The sequence below is a fragment of the Dyadobacter sp. CY261 genome (genome assembly GCF_021440085.1).
Taxonomy (GTDB): domain Bacteria; phylum Bacteroidota; class Bacteroidia; order Cytophagales; family Spirosomataceae; genus Dyadobacter.
Window position 1 is genome coordinate 126,619 of the sequence record NZ_JAKCPW010000012.1, and the last position, 20,131, is coordinate 146,749.

General features: G+C 51.1%; 15 protein-coding genes. 7 read left to right on the top strand and 8 right to left on the bottom strand.

Annotated features, from left to right (window positions below):
• Positions 1 to 4: 4 nt before the first annotated feature.
• From LZD49_RS28180 to LZD49_RS28195, 4 genes are all read right to left on the bottom strand, one after another.
• Positions 5 to 712 carry a sialidase family protein gene (locus tag LZD49_RS28180; protein ID WP_234671195.1) on the bottom strand — a complete coding sequence of 236 codons (708 nt, stop codon included), beginning with the start codon at positions 710 to 712 and terminating at the stop codon, positions 5 to 7.
• Between the two features lie 135 nt (positions 713 to 847).
• Complete coding sequence (locus LZD49_RS28185; RefSeq protein ID WP_234671198.1) at positions 848 to 2,185, bottom strand: TolC family protein; 1,338 nt, start codon at positions 2,183 to 2,185, stop codon at positions 848 to 850.
• The gene (locus LZD49_RS28190; RefSeq protein ID WP_234671200.1) at positions 2,175 to 5,279 is read right to left on the bottom strand and encodes an efflux RND transporter permease subunit; all 3,105 of its coding nucleotides are present in this window, start codon (positions 5,277 to 5,279) and stop codon (positions 2,175 to 2,177) included. Before LZD49_RS28190 ends, LZD49_RS28185 begins: the two co-directional genes overlap by 11 nt.
• A gap of 8 nt (positions 5,280 to 5,287) precedes the next feature.
• Complete coding sequence (locus LZD49_RS28195; RefSeq protein ID WP_234671201.1) at positions 5,288 to 6,319, bottom strand: efflux RND transporter periplasmic adaptor subunit; 1,032 nt, start codon at positions 6,317 to 6,319, stop codon at positions 5,288 to 5,290.
• A gap of 367 nt (positions 6,320 to 6,686) precedes the next feature.
• Here LZD49_RS28195 and LZD49_RS28200 point away from each other — a divergent pair, with 367 nt between their 5' ends.
• Complete coding sequence (locus LZD49_RS28200) at positions 6,687 to 7,085, top strand: LytTR family DNA-binding domain-containing protein (protein WP_234671203.1); 399 nt, start codon at positions 6,687 to 6,689, stop codon at positions 7,083 to 7,085.
• Here the strand turns inward: LZD49_RS28200 and LZD49_RS28205 are convergent.
• The 3 genes from LZD49_RS28205 to LZD49_RS28215 all read right to left on the bottom strand — a co-directional run bounded on the left by LZD49_RS28205 (position 7,075) and on the right by LZD49_RS28215 (position 10,972).
• Entirely contained in the window at positions 7,075 to 8,325 is a 1,251-nt protein-coding gene (locus LZD49_RS28205; protein WP_234671204.1) for a hypothetical protein, read from the bottom strand. The genes LZD49_RS28200 and LZD49_RS28205 overlap by 11 nt on opposite strands.
• Before the next feature lie 208 nt (positions 8,326 to 8,533).
• Positions 8,534 to 9,514: an alpha/beta hydrolase gene (locus LZD49_RS28210; protein ID WP_234671205.1), complete on the bottom strand. Its 981-nt coding sequence runs from the start codon at positions 9,512 to 9,514 to the stop codon at positions 8,534 to 8,536.
• A gap of 216 nt (positions 9,515 to 9,730) precedes the next feature.
• Complete coding sequence (locus LZD49_RS28215) at positions 9,731 to 10,972, bottom strand: Na+/H+ antiporter (protein ID WP_234671206.1); 1,242 nt, start codon at positions 10,970 to 10,972, stop codon at positions 9,731 to 9,733.
• Positions 10,973 to 11,140: 168 nt separating this feature from the next.
• Between LZD49_RS28215 and LZD49_RS28220 the strand changes: the two genes are divergently transcribed.
• Both LZD49_RS28220 and LZD49_RS28225 read left to right on the top strand, forming a co-directional pair.
• Positions 11,141 to 11,998, top strand: coding sequence for an NAD(P)H-binding protein (locus tag LZD49_RS28220; protein ID WP_234671207.1), 858 nt, complete (start codon positions 11,141 to 11,143; stop codon positions 11,996 to 11,998).
• Positions 11,999 to 12,030: 32 nt separating this feature from the next.
• Positions 12,031 to 12,840: a helix-turn-helix domain-containing protein gene (locus LZD49_RS28225; protein ID WP_234671208.1), complete on the top strand. Its 810-nt coding sequence runs from the start codon at positions 12,031 to 12,033 to the stop codon at positions 12,838 to 12,840.
• Here the strand turns inward: LZD49_RS28225 and LZD49_RS28230 are convergent.
• On the bottom strand, positions 12,831 to 13,811 hold the full coding sequence (locus LZD49_RS28230; RefSeq protein WP_234671209.1) for an endonuclease/exonuclease/phosphatase family protein: 981 nt from the start codon (positions 13,809 to 13,811) through the stop codon (positions 12,831 to 12,833). The two genes, LZD49_RS28225 and LZD49_RS28230, sit on opposite strands and share 10 nt — an antisense overlap.
• 157 nt (positions 13,812 to 13,968) lie before the next feature.
• On the opposite strand from LZD49_RS28230, the gene LZD49_RS28235 reads away from it, so the two are divergent.
• The 4 genes from LZD49_RS28235 (at position 13,969) to LZD49_RS28250 (ending at position 19,968) form a co-directional block, all read left to right on the top strand.
• A complete protein-coding gene (locus LZD49_RS28235) occupies positions 13,969 to 14,874 on the top strand; it encodes a DUF6528 family protein (RefSeq protein ID WP_234671210.1) in 906 nt (301 codons plus the stop codon).
• A 125-nt stretch (positions 14,875 to 14,999) separates the two neighbouring features.
• A complete protein-coding gene (locus tag LZD49_RS28240; RefSeq protein WP_234671211.1) occupies positions 15,000 to 16,829 on the top strand; it encodes an alkaline phosphatase in 1,830 nt (609 codons plus the stop codon).
• Between the two features lie 1,198 nt (positions 16,830 to 18,027).
• On the top strand, positions 18,028 to 18,621 hold the full coding sequence (locus LZD49_RS28245; RefSeq protein WP_234671213.1) for an RNA polymerase sigma factor: 594 nt from the start codon (positions 18,028 to 18,030) through the stop codon (positions 18,619 to 18,621).
• Between the two features lie 99 nt (positions 18,622 to 18,720).
• The gene (locus LZD49_RS28250; protein WP_234671215.1) at positions 18,721 to 19,968 is read left to right on the top strand and encodes a FecR family protein; all 1,248 of its coding nucleotides are present in this window, start codon (positions 18,721 to 18,723) and stop codon (positions 19,966 to 19,968) included.
• Positions 19,969 to 20,131 lie beyond the last annotated feature (163 nt).

A 20,131-nucleotide genomic window follows, 5' to 3' on the forward strand; every position in this document is an offset into this window, starting at 1 on the left:
GAATTTAATAATCCATTGCCTTTTTGGAAATATACAAAGTGCCGCGGACGTCTTTGTCGTCGCACAGGGTAAGGTATCCATTCCTGTCGCAAAGCGGCGCCGAAGCAGCCACATACAATCTTGATTTTTGATCGAAGTAAACGTTCGTCAGCGCATGACGTTGCGGCAGGCTGATCTTGCGGCCGTTTTCGGTTTTGAGGCCGATGTCCTCTACAATGCCGCTGGAATGATAAACGCGGTCGATGCTAAAACGGATGCCATTACCGGAATTTGCATAATTGAGCGAAACTTTCATGTCAGGCATCGTCCAGCGCAAGGCAAGCTCTTCCCAATGTGTGCCTCCATCAACGCTGAAATAATAAGGACGGATCGCGTAACGATTGCCCGGGTCGCTGCTATTGCTGGTTTCTGTGTCCATCACAAAAAGCGTGTCGTTGCGCGACCCAAATCCCGACAAGCCAATACTGTTTTTGTAATCGGCTTGTGTCCACGTTTTGCCCTTGTCTCGGGTGTAGTAAATGCGGAGCCGGTCTGTGATGAGCAACGTGCCGTCGATATCGCCATAAACGGCCTGGATCTCGCGGTTATCGGGCGAGCGGAGGATGTGCCAGTCTTTGTCTTCCACTTCTGCGCCCGGTCCTGGCGTGTCTTTATCGTTACGGCATCCCAAAAACGACAATACAGCAAATAGGATGATAAATAATTTTTTCATGGCCAGATGGATAATAGCAAGTGTAAGTCGAGTAATGGTTACAATGTAGACATTGCCCGGTTAATAAGTAAAGCTGCAATATGATTTTATTGTAAATTTTATAAGTACCTAATAGTCAAGAAAATATAACTAAAATCAGTCCCCGGCCAACCGCAACAAATCCGACTGTGCGAGTCGGTAACTAAGCTGTGCAGCGAGGAGATCGGCCTCGGCTTTGGCGAGCAATGATCGGGTGCTGAGCATATCCGCTTCGAGGTTCAGGCCGGAAGCCTGCTTGTCGGTTTGCACTTTGAGTTCCTCAGTCCGGTATTTCACGGCTTTTTCTGCCACGGCAATCAGCGCCGTGGCCTGCGCGAGTTTACGGTGGGTTTTTGCAACATCGTTTTTGACCTGGTTTTGGGTATTGATCAGGTTCTCACGCGCCTGCTCGCTCAGGAAATGCCTTTGCCGGATCACGTGCTTGTTGGCGGCAAGGTCCTGGATATTCCATTTGAATTGCGCGCCTACAAATGGATTGTTGTTCGGGAAAAGCAGGTTGCCGGTCTGGTAGGAGTAACCTGCTACAAGGCCGACGTCGGGTAAACTGCTCTGTTCCGCGGCACGGATCGCTTTTTTTGCCTTAATCTCGGTGAGGCTCGCGATTTTGATGTCCGTATTTCCTGTGGCTGCATTGGACAAATAACCATCCAGTGGGCCGGCGGTCGTTGTAATGCCATGGACCGGCGTGAGAGCGACGCTATCGGCTTGAATGCCCGTCAGTTGTTTCAGGTCAGCAATATAATCCTCCGTTTGAATATGCAATTTGAGAAGATTTTGCTCCTCGTCGGCAATATTCGCTTGCAGGCCGGCTTTGCTTACGTCGATGGTTTTGCCTGATAGCAATGCGCTTTCCACATCATACAGCCGCATTTGCGCCAGACGGATCTTGGCAGTCGCTTCCTCTTCCTGCTTATGGGTGATCAACAAACCATAATACAGTTTCTCGATCGCCTGCCGGATTTGCAACGATGCCCTCGACTGCTCCTGCCTCGCCAATTCAGTATCCGTTTTTGCCACCTCAATGCCGGTTTTGATTTTTCCGAGTTGGGTGATCGGCTGGTAAAGCGTTACACCTGCATTGAAATTGTGGTGTTTACCCAAAGGAAAAGTCTTTTGCTCGTTGGGCAGTTCGATGCTCGTCCCGCCCAGTGGCAATGCGCCAAACGAGCCCTGTTCGATGACGAGCGAGCCCAAATTGACATTGTATTGGTACGAAGAACTGACCGACGCCACCGGAAAACGTTTGATCGCGTCTTCGGCTACCTTAGCTTCCTTTTCCGCCACTTGCAGTTTCCTGACATTCAGTAAATGGTTGTTCTGCAATGCAAGCTCCACAGCCTGGTCGAGCGTGAGCAACTGTGCCTGCTGCGCGTGTGTATGCGCCAGCGGGGACGCTAGAAGAGCGAGTATAGGGAGAAACAGCTTAGTTTTCATGGTGTTCAGCAACTGGGGTTACCATCAGGTCTTTTTTGTCGTGTGGTTTAATCATCGCGATGTAGAGCACTGGCACAGTGAGCAATGCCATCACCATCGACCATATTACCCCCACGGCGATTACGCTCGCGAGCGGGCTCCACATCGGCGAGCCGGATAGAATCATCGGCAACACACCGATGGCGGCAGCCATGGCTGTGAGGAATATCGGACGTAGGCGTCGCTTACCCGACTCGATGGCGGCGGTGCGGATGTCCATCCCGTGGCCGAGCAGTTCATTGGTATGATCCACCAGAATGATCGCATTCCGAACCACAATGCCCGAAAGACTGATCAGCCCCACAAACGCCGTAAAGCCGAAGTTGTTATGGGTAATATAAAGGCCGATCAACGCCCCGAAAAGGCTGAGCGGGATCGTCAGCATCACCAGTAAGGCCTCTTTCAGGCTGCGGAACTGGAATAGCAGAATGAAGAAAATAAGTACAAGGCTGATCGCCAGCACCACCATCATCTGGCTGAATGTTTCGTTCTTATTAAACTGCTCGCCGCCGTATTCAATGCGGTAACCGGCGGGTAAGGGTATCTCGGCAATTTTAGGGCTTACTTCTTTCACCAGGTCAGCAGGAAGCACGTCGCCTTCGGTTTCGCTCAGAATGGTAAGCGTGCGGACGCCATTGCGGTGCATGATCTTGCCGGTCTGCCATTGCGGTTTCAGGTCGGCAATCTGGCGGAGCGGCACGCTAGCCTCGGTAACCGGCGAGGTTAGGTAGATATTTTCCAGGTTATCGGACGACTGACGGTTCTGTTCGTCGAGACGGAAAACGATATCGAGCGGGTTGTTACCTTCGTACATTGTCGACACCGGTGCGCCGTTAAAACCGGTGTAAACCATTTGCGAAATGCTGCCCGTCGTGAACCCTAGCTTGTTGGCCTCATCTTTGAGCTGAATGCTGATGCCGTAATAGTCCTCCCGGAAATCCGGCTTAACCATTGCGCTGCCTGTGGCATTTTTGAGAATATCCTGCACCTGGGTACCGATGGCTTTCAGGCGGGTAATGTCGTCCCCCACAATGCGGACCTCCACCGGCGACTTGTAAGGCGAACCCTGTTGCATGAGCTTCACTTCCGGCGAGCCTTCCGGGATGAGCGACGCCAGTTTGCCTTCGAGCTCGTGCGCGAATTCCTCGGCGAGTTTGTCGTCCGTGGTGTTGATCAGGATCTGGGCGTAATTGGTAACCGGTACTTCGGGAGAGAAGTTGTAATAGAACCTTGGCGCGCTCGTGCCCGTGAACGTTGCGTAGGAAGTCACGCGCGGGTCGCCTTTGACAAGCTGCTCGGCTTTCAGGATTGCCTGGCCGGTTTGGTCGAGTTTGGTGCCGGTCGGCATCCATAGTTCAATCACAAACTGATTACGTTCTGCGGCCGGGAAGAATTTTTGTTTAATACCCTGATATACAAAAAGCGATACCACTATGGTTATCAAACTGACGCTGATGGTGAGCGTCGAATGCCTTACGCACCATTCGAGCGCCGCGTTATAACCATTTTGCATGCGATCGAGCAAGGTGACGCGTTTTTTCTTGTCGGTTTCCTGAGCGCTATGGTCGTGGAGACCTTTTTTGATAAATGTGTAGCAAAGCAATGGGGTCAAAATCATGGCCACGATAAAGGATGCCGCCAATGCGATGGTGACTGTGATGGGCAACGTATGTATGAACTCGCCCACAGAACCTGTCAGGATTACCATTGGCATAAACGAAGCGATAATGGTTACAGTAGCGGCCAAAACCGGGATCACCAGATCGGTCGCGCTACGCCAGGCGGCGGTCCAGCGCTCGACGCCCTCGTCCAGCAACTCTACATAATTGTCGGCGATCACAATGGCGTCGTCCACAACCATTCCCAACACGACGATCAATCCAGCGAGTGAGACCTGATGCAGCTCGATTCCAAATGCATTCAGCAACGCGAAAGTTACAGCGATCGTCATCGGGATCGCCATGGCTGCTACGGCGGCAATGCGGAGTGGCAGGAGCAATATTACTACGATCACAACCGAAAAAATGGCAAGAAAAAACTCCCGGATAAAATGCGTAATGTTTTCATCTACGAGATGCGGCTGGTTTACGACTGTCGTCAGTTTCACGTCGGCCGGCAAACGCTTTTCGGTTTCGGCCAGTTTGGCGGTCACTTCTTCCCCGAATTTCACGATGTTGTTCCCTTCCTGCATTTGAATGGCGAGCATCATGGCATTGTTGCCATTCACGGTTGTTTTGCTGGTTGGTTCGGTATATTCTCGCTTCACCCGGGCAATATCGCCAAGCCTGATCAGCTCTCCGGTTTGTGTTGCGCCCACGATCTGGTTGGCAATCTCGTTCTCGGTGTTATAGTAACCCGAAGTGTAAAGCGGCGTCTGACTCGTTGCCGTTTTGATATCGCCCGTCGGACTGATCACATTCTGCGATTGCAACACCTGTATGACCTGCGATAGCTTTACATTATAATGAGACAGTTTTTCGGAACTGCAGGTAACCGTGATCTGCTCCTTTTGCTCGCCAATGCGTTTGATCTTCGAAACCGATTTGACCGTTCGCAGCACGTCTTCAAGCTTTTGGGTATAATCCTTTAATTGCGAATAAGTGGCCTTGCTGCTTTCAATACCAATCACCAATGCCTCGGTATCGCCAAAATCGGAGTTGACGATCGGGCCGCGGACGCCTTTGGGAAAATCCACCTGTTTAGCCACCAGCAGCTGGTGCCGGAGTTTGCTCCAAAACACATCGGGGTTCTTTACATTTTCCCCCAGTTCCACATTCACGACCACCATGCCGTCCTGCGATGTGGAATAGGTTTTGTCCTTACGGATTTCTTCGAATTGAAAGAGATATTGTTCCAGTTTCTTGGTAACCTGGTCTTCCACCTGGGCCGAGTTAGCACCGGGGAAATAGGCGAGGACCAGGCCCTGCCGCACGGTGATTTTCGGATCTTCGCGCCGGGGCATATTGAGCAGCGAATAAACGCCGACTGCAAACACCAGCAACAATACCGACAGCGTGACCTGCGGATATTTGAGGGATGATTTGACGAAGTTCATAGCGCGGCTTATTGAGTGATGGAAATCGTGGTTCCGTCGGTGAGCTTGTGCTGCCCGCCCGTTACCACGTGATCGTTTTCGGTGATACCCGATGTGATCTCGATCTGGTTCTCGGTCAGTTGCCCAAGGCTGACCTTTCTTTTCAATGCGATTTTTCGGTCGGTATCGGCCACGAAAACATAGCTCTGGTTGTCCAGGTCGCGTAAAACAGCCTCGGTAGGCAGCACCATTGCTTTTTTCGACTGGTTGGAAGCCATGGTCACCTCGGCGATCATGCCGGGGCGGATCAGCAATTTCGGGTTGTTCAATACAATTTTGATGGTAAACGCCCGGGAGGCCGGATTGGCAGCGGAACCCACCTCGGTTACTTTGCCGGTAAATGTCTCGCCGAGCGACGAAACAAGCACTTTCGCTTGCTGCCCGAGTTTAATATTATGTAATTCACTTTCCGGGATATACGCATTGACTTTGACCGTCCGGATGTCGGACACCACAAACAGCGGCGTACCTACGCCGACGATCTCACCGACCTCCGCCATTTTTTTTAACATTACTCCACTGATGGGCGCGATGAGTCTGGTATCGGACAGGTTCCTGGCGTGTAATTTCTCTTGTGCGCGAGCCTGTTGCAGACCAAAACCTACTTTCGCAAAATCACTTTCGCTCAGGCTCCGCCGGTCGTGCATGACTTTCAGACGGTCGTATTCGTCCTGAATCTGAGCTACTTGCACCTCCGCTATCTCTTTGGCAATGCTATAATTCCCAGGATCCAGGCTGGATAGCAGTTGCCCTTGCTTCACCAACTGGCCTTCCGCAGCGGCAATGTAGTTGACTTTACCACCCACCATAAAACCCAGGCGGACGGTCTTGTTACCTTCGATATTTCCACTGACGGAGATCTGGTTGTTGGCGGTAATGTTCCGGGCTTGCTGGGTTAGGACGGGAACCGGTTTTTCAACTGACTTGGCCTGATCGCCGGGTTTGTTACAGCCCGCGAGCGCAGCCACTGTGAGGATGAGGTAGATAGGATTGCTTTTCATATATATGGACGACCGTTAGGTTGAGAAGTAATGCCATATGCGTATATGCCCGACCGCATAGACCGGCCAGAACCCTAACATAACCAATTCGCACCGAATACCCGCAATTCTCTACCAGATTTGGACTCACTTTCACCGGTAACAAAGCCAAACCGGCCTAACGTATAATGGATTGCATGTAGTATCTCCTAAACGCTAGCTTTGAATCGTCAAATCACTACTACACAACTTAACTTGATGACTAATTATGAAAACATTTAGCCTTCTCACTATGCTTTCCACCCTGGCTCTCACTATACGCACTATTCGTGGTTAAATTAATCGTAAACCGATCATTTCTATTCATCCAGCTCTATCCCCCGACATTATGAATGCGCTTAACTCAATCGAATCCGCCTCGCCCAAGGCACCGCAGGCGGTCGTTAACCCAATGCAAATTTCCGTGCATTTTATGGGCCGCACCATTACTCTTCACGCCGAACAGATCACTTTGCTTGAAGGGGATGGCAATTACACCTACGTATATACATGTGCGGGCACAAGATACCTGATCTGCAAAACACTGAAATCCCTGGCTTGCAAGCTGGACGATAATTTCATTCGCGTCCATAAATCATTCCTGGTAAACTCGAATTATGTAATCGGTTGCGCCCACGACGGCCGCGCGCTTAAAATGCGCTGTGGCAATAAGGCTGTGGTGAGTCGGCGTAAAACCAAAGAGATCATCAGCATATTTGGCGAGCGCACGCAGCGGATCAGCGCGTAAGCAGGCTGTCCTTGCGGATCATATCGAGCAACGCGTCCGAAATTTTATGATGACCTGAAGCTTTGATATGACCGTCGATAGGATAATAGTCCTGTGCTTTAAGCAATCGATCGGTGTGCATGAAAAGCAATCGCGCGTCACCGGTCCGTTTACCCTCTGCTTCAAAAGCGCTGATCATTTCCGGACGGGTATAACGGCCGTCGAGGTGCAGCACGATGATATTCCCCTGATAAAACCGCCGGATCTTAGCCAGTGATTTGAAAAAATACTCGGTATGGGCCTTCGTTTCCGAAGGGGTTTTAATATCGGGCGGTGTCACTACCGCGAGTTGTTTGCCGTTGATCCACGAAGTCAACGCACCTTGCATTTCCTCTAAAACCGCGGACGGGCTTGTCCATATCCGTTTCAAAAGGTCTTTTTCCCGAACAAAAAAATAAGTGTAGCGCATCGGGTAGTAGGTTTCGTTGATGCGGTTGAAAATGGTCGTATTTTCAAAACTCTCCGGGGTGAGCATTTGTCCTTGATTACTGGGTTCGTTGCGTGCCTCGTTTTCCTCGCGGTCGTTATCGCAGTATTGCAGGATCATTAGCTTGCAGGAATCCCTTTTTATTTTAGAAAAAAGAAGCATTTCCCGATAGGTACCATACGAGGAAATGCCCGCATTCAAGCTCTTCACACCCAGTTGCCGGCCAGTCAGATCTGCATAGGTCTGATCCTGGTCCACACCCCAGCCCATAGTAAACGAGTCGCCAAGGAACACGACTTTGGGGTTATCGAGCGAATTTTCATCATCGCGCACGCCAAAACTGTTGATTTTAAATGCATTGCTATATTCCAGGCTGGAATGCACGCCCTCGCTTTTCGGCCGGAGCACATATCCCAGATCAGGCGAATAGCTGGCGAATTGGCGATTGAACTGGATCACATCCCGGTAATTAATCCATTTGTTGAGCACACCCGTTTCGTGCCGGTCGGCAATCCGATTGATATTGATCACGTGCCGGATATAAAAGTACGATGCCATTTCAAGGGCTGCCAGGACAACGAGCACCGGCCAGAGCGGCCATTTGAACAAGCGTGCAATCGACCAGAAAAGCAGAAGAAAAGCAATTGGTACCAGTGCCTTAAAAAGGAAGATTGTCCAGGTAAAGTGTGTGAAAAATTGCCAACGGTACACTGTGATGGCAAGGAGCAGATAGCCGGAAAAAACAGATATCAGTCCTGTTTGTCTTCGTGTCATAAAATCACTGTAAGGGTTAGGCGCGCGGCTAATTACACCGGTTACTTATCTACAAAGCGCCTGAAAAGCCTGATTTATTCTTTAATTTCTCTTATTTTTTATCAAATATTTATAAATGATTGATCATGTGGCCAATAGAAATGAGCTAACGCAAAAACGGGTTACACTTTCGCATAACCCGTTTGGTGCAGCAGAATGTTGTCAAAACTTATTTCAAAGCCTCGCGGATAGCGGCTCCGGCTTGGAGCAATGCACCCTGTACAGCAGGTACTTGGGCCAGCGGGTTCAACAAACCGTAATCGTGGATCAGGCCCTGATATCTTGTCAATGTGGTTTTTACACCTGCGGCCTCGAGTTTGCGTGCATAAGCTTCGCCTTCGTCGCGTAGGACGTCGTTTTCAGCAGTTTGAACAAGGGCAGGAGGAAGGTCTTGCAACTGTTCGGTAGTAGCTTGCAGCGGTGACGCGTAGCGGTGTTTTCTTTCTTCGGGATCAGTCGTGTAGTTATCCCAGAACCATTTCATCATGTTTTTGGTCAGAAAACGGCCTTCGGCGAACTGGTTGTAAGAACCAGTTTCAAAATTGGCATCCGCAACCGGCCATAGCAGCACCTGCAATTTGATTTCCGGGCCATTGTTATCTTTCGCTTTCAGCGCCGTCACAGCCGCCATATTACCACCGACGCTGTTACCGGCAACCACCAGCCTGCTGCCATCGACATTGATTTCGTCGCCATGTTCGGCCACCCATTTGGTAGCCGCATATATCTCATTGATCGCCACGGGATACTGTGCTTCCGGCGATGGTGTATAATTTACAAATACCGCCGCTGCACCGGAGTAAACCACAAGGTCGCGGACAATGCGTTTGTGGGTAGGAAAGTCGCCTAGTACCCAGCCACCGCCATGGACGAAAATGAAGACCGGCAGTTGTTCGGTAGCACCGGCTGGTTTAACGATATCAAGTTTAACGGTAATGTCATCCTGTGTAATGGTCTTTTCTGTGGTTTCGATGCCCGACAAATCCACTTCCACCGAGTTTTGCGCCCCTATGAGTACGTTACGCGCGTCTGCGGGTGACAGCTGTTCCAGCGGAGTGCCACCGCCAGAATTCAATGCATTGAGGAACGTTTTTACATCTTCAAAAATAGCTGGGTCGTTGGCGGGGTCGATGATATTCAGAGTTTCCATGATCTTGAAAGGTTTTGAGATCTAATATTCATTTCGTGTTGTTGTGCTTGATTTGATAGGACAAAACTAAAACCGAGCATGGCCGGAAACATTAACCTAGGTTAAGAAATAGGAATGAGGGAAAAAAGTTAGCGTCATTTACTTAGCCACAAATAAATCGCCGCGTTACACCGATCATCTCAGCTTGCAACTGGCAAAAATAGAATTATCAAACGTCTAATCTCCCAACCGTTTCACAATCCAAGGCAGCGTCAACCCCTGTCCGAGCAATGTAAATAGCACCACCGCCACGGAAATGAAGATGATCGCATGTCGCAGGGGGAACGGTGTGCCGTCGGCGAGGTGTGTTGGGAGACCGATGGCAATGGCGAGCGACACAATGCCACGCATGCCCGACCAGCTGATGATGAGACTGTTTTTGAAATCCAGAAGGGCGTTTTCGTTGATCCTGCCTCGACCGCTTTCGAAGCCTTTTTGGAGATTAGCCCTTTGCCAGAACACACGCACCATGCGTAAGACGAGCGCGATAATGGTGATAATCAGCGCATAACCGATGTAGGGAAGGAACTGGTCGTTGCTGATATTCTTGATCACGTAGGGGAATTGAAGTCCTATCAATATAAATATGAGTCCGTTGAGCAGGAATATGATAATCTCCCAAATGGCTTTGGATTGCTGTTTGAGCGGTGCAGGGAATATTTTCTTGCTAAAATCGGCAATGCCCAGGCCGAGAATGACTACCGCAATCACGCCTGATACTTCCAGTTCCTCCGCCACCCGGTAGGCAACGAACGGCATCAGGAGCATCATGCTGATGGTTGCTTGTGGATTATCATGAATGCGCATGATGATAAATCCTAGAATACGCCCGATCACTAGTCCGACGATCGCGCCGCCGAGTAGCAAGACCGCGAATTCTGCCGATGCTTTCCAGAATATAAAGGCCGAGCCTGTCACAGCCGCCACCGAGAACCGGTAGGCCACCAGCGCTGAGGCGTCGTTGACAAGGCTTTCGCCTTCGAGAATGGTATTGGTTTTGGACGAAAGCCCCAGCCCTTTGGTAATACTCATCGCCGCGACCGCGTCGGTGGCCGATAGTATAGAACCCAATACGAATGCCAGCGGCCAGGTCATACCCGGAATAAGATAGTAAGCGACAGCCGCAATGCCGGACGCAGTAATAAATACGAGCGAAATGGCGAGCGTGCTGATGGTATTCAAATTGGTCCTGAAATCCTGGAAATTGATATTAAAAGCAGCGTCGTAAAGTAATGGCGGCAGGAAAAGGAGAAAAACGACGTCCGGGTTGAGCTCTACTACGGGCAGTGCTGGAATAAAACCAATGGCAATGCCGGCTGTAATGAGCAACACCGGATAGGGTATTTTGATGTGATCGGCTATTGAGGAAAGGCCGATCATGATGGCCATAATGATGATAACAACACTGTAATTCTCCATAGGGTTTTGGTTATGCTAATGTCTTGGATGGGGGCCGCATAATTTCAAATCTAAGGATGATCTGGAAAAATCAAGGCTTCCGGCGCGAAAAATGGGTGGTGACGGTTTCGTTCTATTTTCAGGGACGGCCGGCTTCTAGTTTTGCTTTAAATCAAACCAAACAAAACAATGATAGCCATTACAGGAGCAAACGGAAACCTTGGGAAAGCCACCCTCTCATTCTTATTAAAAAAGACATTACCCAAAAACATTGTTGCGATTGTCCGCGACGCCAACAAACTGGCCGAGTATGCCAAATCGGGTATCCAGATCCGCGTGGCGGATTATGAAGATCAGGAATCGCTCGAAACGGCACTTGCGGGCGTCGAGCGGCTGTTGCAGATCTCGTCGTCGGCCACAGGTGTACGTGCTATGGCGCAGGAAACACGGGTTGTGCATGCGGCTGTGAAATGTGGTGTGCAGGAGATTGTTTACACGAGCACGCTTTTTCCACACGAATCGGCGCATTTTCAGGCAGCACACATTTGCCGCAGTACCGAAGCATTGATCCGCCAGAGCGGCTTGCGGTATGTTTTCTTCCGCAACAGTATGTACCACGAAACAATCCCGTTGTTTATCGGCGAAGCGATGGGCGACGGCCGGATTTTCTATCCTTCGGGAACAGGCCGCGTCAGCTTTGCATCACGGAAAGATATTGCCGAAGCGCTTTCCAATGTGCTGACGGGACCGACATTCGGAAATTCCACTTTCAACATTACGGGATCGTCGGCGCATAGCTTTGCCGATATTGCTTTGGTATTGAAGGAAATTGCCGGGTTCAATGAGGCTGTGCATATCGATATTCCGGCCGACGATTACCGCAAAGGCTTGCTGGGTTTCGGAATGCAGGACGAGGAAGCCGGTTTCTACGCCAGCATGGCCGACAGCATCCGGGCCGGGGAATTCGAAGGGGCCGATCAGGCGTTGGAAGGCTTTCTGGGACGCAAACCACTTGGTGTTCAGGAATATCTGCGCGGTTTATTTTAAAAATCGATAACTTGCCCTATTACAAAATAGCCATGAAATACCATCAGATACTGCCGCCACCGCATTTGCGAGATTATGTGCGTTATTACTGGGCGCTCGAAAGCACAGGCCAACCGGATGAGCAAGTGCATTTCGTGACGATTGCCGACGGTTCTCCCGGCATTATTTTTCAGCAATCGGTAAGCACGTCTTTTCAGGAGGATAAGGAACTGGCACCGATCTTTTTATACGGGCAGGCGACCGCCCACACGCGGATCATTTCACCCGCCAGGTTCAGCACCATCGGAGCATATTTTTATCCGCATGCATTGAAATCCATTTTTGGCATGGATGCGAATGAGCTTACAAACGATTGTCTCGACCTGGATCTTTTCCTAAACGGCAAGCGACTGATGGAAAGACTGGAAAACGCTGTTGATGTCGAAACGAAAGCGGAAATTATCTCAGATTGTCTATGGGAGCAGATTTCCCGGAATGACCACAGGCTGCAAGCCGCCACCCGGTATGCTTTGCAGCGTATTATTCAGTCTCAAGGCGGTGTTTCAATGAAGGATTTGCGCCAGGAGCTGCAAGTTTCGGAGCGCACGCTGGAAAGGCGTTTTCAGGAAGGCATAGGTTTATCGCCCATGCTGTTCGCCCGCATTTGCCGTTTTCAGGCTTCGCTTAACCAGCTTCGGAGCCAGTCATACGACAAGCTTTCGGACATTGCCTTCGAACAGGAATATGCTGACCAGTCGCATTTTATACGAAATTTCAAGGAGTTTACAGGCCTGACGCCATTCCAGTTTCGCAAAAGCACCCGCGAAACGGTTGAGAATTTTCCGGTATTGGTTTATTCATAGGCAATTACATCTTCCAACACATTCCATTCAAACCGGGCCGAAACAGGGTGGTGGTCCGAGAGGGGTATTCCCTTGGCATTGGTGAACAATTCCTTTTCCAATGCGTAGGCGGCCGGTTTGAGTTGAATGAAAGGGCTGCTCCGGAAAAGGATCTTGTCGATGGTTTCGCAGGAATCGGTGAGGCCGAGAATGTCGCTGGCAGGTATGGCATCGCTGGGAGAGGGAAGCTGGTTGGAACAATGCATATTGACCCAGGCATCCGATAGGCCGTTTTCTTTCAACAACCAATGCACATTATCCCGCCCGAAGCTGTACCGGCCATTGAGGTCGCCCATCACCACCACCGCTTTGCCAACCGAATGTAGCCGGATATAGGCCGAGAGCTGCTCCATATTGTGACGACGCGCGAGGGCGGCACGTGGGTGATTGTAGGCATTGGCGTGCACATTATAAAAGTCGATAAAGCGGTTACGGGCGATCTCGATCCGCGTATAGGTGAAACCCTTGGGCGTGAGGCAGTCCGCACCGGTGCAGTCGGTCCACGCGACGCGGTGAAGGTTTGTTACCGGGAACTTCGAGAGGGTGTTGAGGCCGTCGCCATTCATGACGGCACCTTTGGTGGGCGTGCGGAATGGGTGGGCATTCCCTGAACCATACAAATGCTGGTTGTAATTGAAATCTTCCTGGACATGGGCGATGTCATAGCGGTTGAGCAGGTGCCCGATGGCTGCAATGCTTTCTTTTCGGGGACTAACGGCGCTGGAAATGATCTGAGGAAGGCCTGCGATGTTGTAGGTGATCACAGAAAAGCTGCCGGAGGTGGATTCGGAAGGAAATTGAAATGCTGCGGGCGCTGCCTGCTGCCGGGTGTGTCGGACAGGCGGTGTGGCTTCGGAAAGAGAAAAGAGGATGAACAGCCAGGATGCCGATTTGAGGACCCTGTTTTTGTCATGAAGTAGCGTTGACCACATAAAATGCCGGTTGGTACCCCCAAAGCTACCGGCAGATTGTGGCCAGGATAATTCCAAATTGTTAAGAATAGGTTATTTTTCAGGCGAATACAGGTGTCCGGCGCTTCAACCGCTTATTTTAGCACCAGTTCTATTTTTTAACAGTGATAACTATTCCATGAACCACCCTTTTAATCAAATAACATCTTTACTGACAAGTTTCTTATTGCTTGTGCTCAGCTCCGCATTTTCGCAGTCCATTCCAGGAAAATCATTCCTCGTTTGCGGCGATAGCAAAGTGATGATTGTGGACTACGCGCGTTCGAATGACAGCATTCCTGAAATCGCCTGGTCGTGGGACGCACACCAGGCGATGGATTTGCCCGAGCATTTCCGGACGAAGCTGTTCAACACCATGGACGATTGCAAAGCCATTCGTGGCGGTAAGCAAGTCCTGGTGTCCTCATCCAGCGGAGCTATCGCGGTGGTGAATGTTAAGGATAAAAGAGTGCTCTTTCACACAGCCGTTCCCAATGCCCATTCGATCGAAGTACTACCCGGCGACCTCATCGCCGCTGCGGCTTCTGTGCATCCGAAGGGAAACATGCTGATGCTTTTCTCACTAAAACAGCCCGACAAACCGCTTTATACCGACAGCCTCTATTCCGCGCACGGCGTCGTGTGGGACGAGCAACGCAAAAGCCTTTTCGCATTGGGTTACGACGTGTTGCGCGAGTACAAAATCGTTTCGGGGAATAGCCTTAAAATGGTGGCCAAATGGACGATCCCCGGCATAGGAGGGCATGAACTGCAACCTGCCAATGCAGCCGGCGACTTGTTTGTCACCGAGCATCACGGCTCCTGGTTGTTCAGCCTGGCCAAGCAACAGTTCACGAAAATCGAGGGTTTCCCGGATGCAGAGAACATTAAAAGTTTAGGGAGGGAAAAATCAGGGCAATACATTTATACCATTCCAGAAGAAAGCTGGTGGACTTTCCATGTAAAATTCCATGGGCCGGCGCGCAAGTTCGCTTTCCCGGATTTACACGTATATAAAGCGCGGTGGTTCGAAAACAGGCGTTAAGCTGGAATGCCGGTTTTTAAATAATTGTTATCAAAATGGCGCCCGTCGGCCGACGCATGCCATTTAAGCAGATATTTGCGGCAATTCCCGGCCACAATCACTATTTAAACAGCCGGCTTGCCATTATGAAAGCTATTTGCCAACTATCCATTTCCCTTTGCGCCCTTATACCCTGGGCCGTTAGCGCTCAAACCAGCACCGAAAACCCGCTTTCGCGTGCGCATTCGCATAACGATTACATGCAGGCAGCGCCATTTATCCTCGCTTACCAGAACCAGTTCGGTTCCATGGAAGCCGATGTGCATTTGCGAAACGACACGCTTTTCGTGGCACATGATACGAAGGATATCAGCTCCGACCGTACTTTCGACAAGCTGTACTTGCAGCAAATAGCGAAGCAGGTCGGTAACAACAAGGGTAGCGTTTATCAGGATAAGAGCCGCACGATGACCCTTTTAGTCGACCTTAAAACCACATCTAAACCTACTTTACAGGCGCTGGTAAAAGCATTGGCCCCGTACGAAAGCCTTTTGGTCCCGAGAGGGAGCGTCAAAGTAGTGGTCAGCGGGGACACACCTGCCCCGGAGGTGTTTGACCAGTATCCTGCCTATATCTTCTTCGATGGTCGTCCGGGGATCAATTACACCACCGCCCAGGCCACGCGGCTGGGGATGATCAGCCAGGATTTTCACCGTTACTCGCAATGGAACGGAAAGGGTATCCCGGTTGAGAAAGACCGCAAGGCCATTACGGACGTGATCGCGCAGGCACATGCCTTAGGTAAACCATTTCGTTTCTGGGCGAGCCCGGACAATATCAATGCCTGGAAAATATTGATGAACCTGGGTGTCGATTATATCAATACCGATCACGTGGCCGAACTCGGCACATTTCTGAGCAACCGCAAAAACGCGGAGTATAAATCGACGGAGTTTTATAGACCTTACCAGCCGACCTATAATAACAACGACGCGCTCGGCAAGGTGAAAAATATCATTTTGCTGATTGGCGATGGAATGGGGCTGGCTCAGATTTACTCGGGGCTTACGGCCAACCGCGGGGAGCTGAACCTGGGTAAATTTTTGAATATCGGTTTTTCCAAAACGGCCTCTTCCGATAATTACATTACCGATTCCGCTGCGGGCGCAACGGCATTTGCATCAGGTAACAAAACCCGCAACCGGGCTATTGGCGTAGATTCGAACCTGGTAGCGGTGCCGTCTATTATCCGGCAGGTGAAGGCAACTGGCCGTAAAGCGGCGCTGATCTCGGCGGGCGACATTACGGACGCTACTCCGGCCGCTTTTTATGCCCATCGGCCGGAACGTAGCATGATGGACGAAATTGCGACAGATTATCTGAAGGAACCGGTCGACATCCTGATCGGAGGTGGTTTTAATCATTTTGCCAAAACCAAAACCGCCGATTCGCTTAAAGCACGAGGATTTCAGGTATCGGACAATTGGAGTGACCTGGCGGATATGAAAGCACCATTTGTGCTGCTCGATGACAAGCACACCGTCTCCATGTTGAAAGGCCGGGGCGATTTTCTCAAAGATTCATTTCAAAAATCACTGCAAACGCTGCAATCGAACCCCAAAGGCTTTTTCATGATGGCCGAAGGCGCGCAAGTCGATTACGGCGGCCATGCCAACATCGTTCCGTACGTAGTGACCGAAATGCTCGATTTCGACAAACTGGTAGGAGAGGCCCTCCGTTTTGCAGACTCGAACGGAGAAACGCTCGTGATTGTCACCGCCGACCATGAAACGGGCGGACTAACGCTCCTCGACGGCAACCTCAAAACCGGCTACGTCGACGGCCAGTTCAGCACCACCGACCACACGGCCATTATGGTACCAGTATTCGCCTACGGCCCTCATTCTCTCGACTTCCGCGGGGTTTATGAGAATACGGAGATTTTTTTCAAAATGAAGAAGGTGCTTTTGAAGTAGGGGGCGGTGACGGCTGGCGGCTGACGGCCGACCGCCGACCGCGGTTTGGGTGACGATTTTGACCATGGACCATGGACGATAGACCATGGTTTTTTGTATTCATGGTCTGCGGTCCATTGTCTGTTCCCCCGCCCGTCGCCCCATCGCGAACGGCCGTCGGCCTTGTACCGATGGTCTACGGTCCATCGTCTATGGTCAACAACCCTCCCCGTCACCCTACCGCATCAGCCGTCGGCGGTCGGCGGTCGGCGGTCAGCGGTCAGCCTTGTACTCATGGTCTGCGGTCCATCGTCTATGGTCAACAACCCTCCCCGTCACCCTACCGCATCAGCCGTCGGCGGTCAGCGGTCGGCGGTCAGCCGTCAGCCTTGTACCCATGGTCTATGGTCCATCGTCTTTGGTCAACAACCCTCCCCGTCACCCTACCGCATCAGCCGTCGGCGGTCAGCGGTCGGCGGTCAGCCGTCAGCCTTGTACTCATGGTCTATGGTCCATCGTCTATGGTCAACAACCCTCCCCGTCACCCAACCGCATCAGCGGTCAGCGGTCAGCGGTCAGCCTTGTACCCATGGTCTACGGTCCATCGTCTATGGTCAACAACCCTCCCCGTCACCCAAACCGCGGCCGACCGCCGACGACTGACCGCCGACCGCGGTTTGGGTGACGATTTTGACCATGGACCATGGACGATAGACCATGGTTTTTTGTACTCATGGTCTGCGGTCCATTGTCTGTTCCCCCGCCCGTCGCCCCATCGCGAACGGCCGTCGGCGGTCAGCCTTGTACTCATGGTCTGCGGTCCATCGTCCATGGTCAACAACCCTCCCCGTCACCCTACCGCATCAGCCCGTCAGCGGTCGGCGGTCAGCCCGTCGGCGGTCGGCGGTCGGCGGTCGGCGGTCGGCGGTCGGCGGTCAGCGGTCAGCGGTCAGCCTTGTACTCATGGTCTACGGTCCATCGTCTATGGTCAACAACCCTCCCCGTCACCCTACCGCATCAGCCGTCGGCCTTGTACTCATGGTCTATGGTCCATCGTCCATGGTCAACAACCCTCCCCGTCACCCTACCGCATCAGCCGTCGGCGGTCGGCGGTCAGCGGTCAGCCATCCCCCTTTTAAAATATCAACATTTTATATCTGTATTTTCATATTAGTTCCGTTTTGATGTTTACATTTGTACGAATCTGTTTGGTATCCCCTTGAAGATAGACGCGTTACATAACGAAACGGAGTTGCTGACTGAAATTGCAGCAGGCAGCGAAAAAGCGTTTGCTGCTCTATTTCACTGGTATCGCGATAAGGTCTATTCCACCGCATTGCGCCTGACCCATTCCAGTTTCCTGGCCGAAGAGGTCGTTCAGGACATATTTTTAAAATTATGGGTCAAGAGAAGTTCGCTGTCAGAAGTCGTTGGTTTTGAGGATTATCTGTTTATCATGACCCGAAACCATGTTTTTTCTATACTGAAAAGAATGGCTCGCCAGCAGCAGCTCGTCGACGACCTCCAACTTGAAATGCCTGTTGCCGAGAACACCACTTACAACCGGATTATTGATCTTGAGATAGAGGAAATCGTGCATCAGGCGGTGGAACTCTTGCCGGCTCAGCAAAAACAGATCTACCTCATGAGCAAGGAACAGGAATTGAAACGGGATGAGATCGCGAAAACGCTTCGTATTTCCTCAGAAACCGTTAAAACGCACCTCGCTCGGGCATTGCGCCATATCCGCGCTTACAGCAAATTGAAACTCGAAATCACGATTTCCTGGTTGCTGTTTTTCTTGGTAAATTAATTTTTTAACTTTTTTTTATCTCATTGTCCCCCAAAAATGGTTGGCAGTAGTCTTTATGGATGCAGGTCGGTAAAAGCCGTCCGTAATCCTGACTAAACTATGCAAAACCAACGCCTGGACGATTTGTTTTTCCGGTATTGTGAAAAAAATATCACCGACGAAGAGCGGGACGAGCTCATGACCATGCTGCTGGCGGACGACAACCGGGAGCAGATCAACAGCCTGATCGACCAGTTCATACGCCGAGACGGGACGAAGCATTCGTTGTCCCATGAGACGGCCGACGACATTCTAAGCTCCATTTTCTCGGCGACAGCGCACGCGATTTCGTCACGGGATACCATGGAAGAAGTCGGGACCGAACAGGAAGCGGAGCCGGATGAAACGCGGACGCGTCCATTGTGGCTGTTCAAACTGGCTGCCGCATCGGTGGTGCTGCTCCTGGTGTACGGGGGTTACCGCTGGCTCAACCGTCCGTTGCCTTCGCAACCGGTGGTGGTGATGCAAAGCGTTTACGGCGACGATGTGCGCGCGGGAGGCAATAAGGCCAGCCTTACCCTCTCCGACGGGCAAACCTACGACTTGTCGACGATTACTGAAGGCATTTTGTCCACCCAGCCGGGCACCAAGATTGACAAATCGAAGGGAGAGGTGATTTATGGTAAAAATGCCGGTACTGTGGCGTACAATGTACTGAGGACACCTCTGGGCGGACAATATAAGATTGTGTTACCGGATGGTTCAAGAGCCTGGCTGAATGCAGGTTCCAGCTTAAAATACCCTACTGCGTTCACAGGCGACCAGCGAGGTGTGGAAATGAGCGGCGAAGTCTATTTTGAGATTGAGCCCGACAAGACAAGGCCCTTTCAGGTGCGCGTAGTGGGCAAGAACGTAAAGGGGAAAGACATGGAAATCACCGTGCTGGGAACGCATTTCAATATTAGCTCCTACGGCGACGAGCCAACCATGCAGACGACCCTGCTGGAAGGCTCCGTACGGGTCAACAAGGACGAGGTGACCAAAGTGCTCACGCCGGGCCAGCAGGCGCGGGTGGCTACCGGCGAAGCAGCACGTGATATTTCGATCAAAACAGTTGATACCGAAAGTGTGGTGGCCTGGAAAGAGGGACGTTTTGAATTCAATGGCAATATCCGGGAGATTATGCGGCAAATTTCACGCTGGTACGATCTCGATGTGAAATATGAAGGAAATGTGGAGCGAAAATCTTTCGCAGGGACGATCTCGCGCAAGAACAATGTGTCAGAGGTATTGAAAATGCTCGAAATGACCGGTGGAATCCAGTTCCGGATCGACGACAGGAAAATTACCGTGAAGAATACCGATTGAATACCTTCAACTTAACCCTGAATATAACATGAGACTCCTGAATTCCTCCTGAGCAGCAAACGAAAAGGATGATAAGGAAAAAGACCGGATGCGTTGCGACCGCACCCGGCCCGACCTGATTAGTCCTGAGATCATTGGACAACGATACATTCACTTTTAACCA

Coding starts and splice junctions, on each gene's coding strand:
- LZD49_RS28225 (WP_234671208.1), top strand. CDS start 12,031: ATGAAATACCATCAGATACTGCCGCCACCGCATTTGCGAGATTATGTG.
- LZD49_RS28185 (WP_234671198.1), bottom strand. CDS start 2,185: ATGAAAACTAAGCTGTTTCTCCCTATACTCGCTCTTCTAGCGTCCCCG.
- LZD49_RS28220 (WP_234671207.1), top strand. CDS start 11,141: ATGATAGCCATTACAGGAGCAAACGGAAACCTTGGGAAAGCCACCCTC.
- LZD49_RS28250 (WP_234671215.1), top strand. CDS start 18,721: ATGCAAAACCAACGCCTGGACGATTTGTTTTTCCGGTATTGTGAAAAA.
- LZD49_RS28230 (WP_234671209.1), bottom strand. CDS start 13,811: ATGTGGTCAACGCTACTTCATGACAAAAACAGGGTCCTCAAATCGGCA.
- LZD49_RS28215 (WP_234671206.1), bottom strand. CDS start 10,972: ATGGAGAATTACAGTGTTGTTATCATCATTATGGCCATCATGATCGGC.
- LZD49_RS28205 (WP_234671204.1), bottom strand. CDS start 8,325: ATGACACGAAGACAAACAGGACTGATATCTGTTTTTTCCGGCTATCTG.
- LZD49_RS28195 (WP_234671201.1), bottom strand. CDS start 6,319: ATGAAAAGCAATCCTATCTACCTCATCCTCACAGTGGCTGCGCTCGCG.
- LZD49_RS28200 (WP_234671203.1), top strand. CDS start 6,687: ATGAATGCGCTTAACTCAATCGAATCCGCCTCGCCCAAGGCACCGCAG.
- LZD49_RS28190 (WP_234671200.1), bottom strand. CDS start 5,279: ATGAACTTCGTCAAATCATCCCTCAAATATCCGCAGGTCACGCTGTCG.
- LZD49_RS28210 (WP_234671205.1), bottom strand. CDS start 9,514: ATGGAAACTCTGAATATCATCGACCCCGCCAACGACCCAGCTATTTTT.
- LZD49_RS28180 (WP_234671195.1), bottom strand. CDS start 712: ATGAAAAAATTATTTATCATCCTATTTGCTGTATTGTCGTTTTTGGGA.
- LZD49_RS28240 (WP_234671211.1), top strand. CDS start 15,000: ATGAAAGCTATTTGCCAACTATCCATTTCCCTTTGCGCCCTTATACCC.
- LZD49_RS28235 (WP_234671210.1), top strand. CDS start 13,969: ATGAACCACCCTTTTAATCAAATAACATCTTTACTGACAAGTTTCTTA.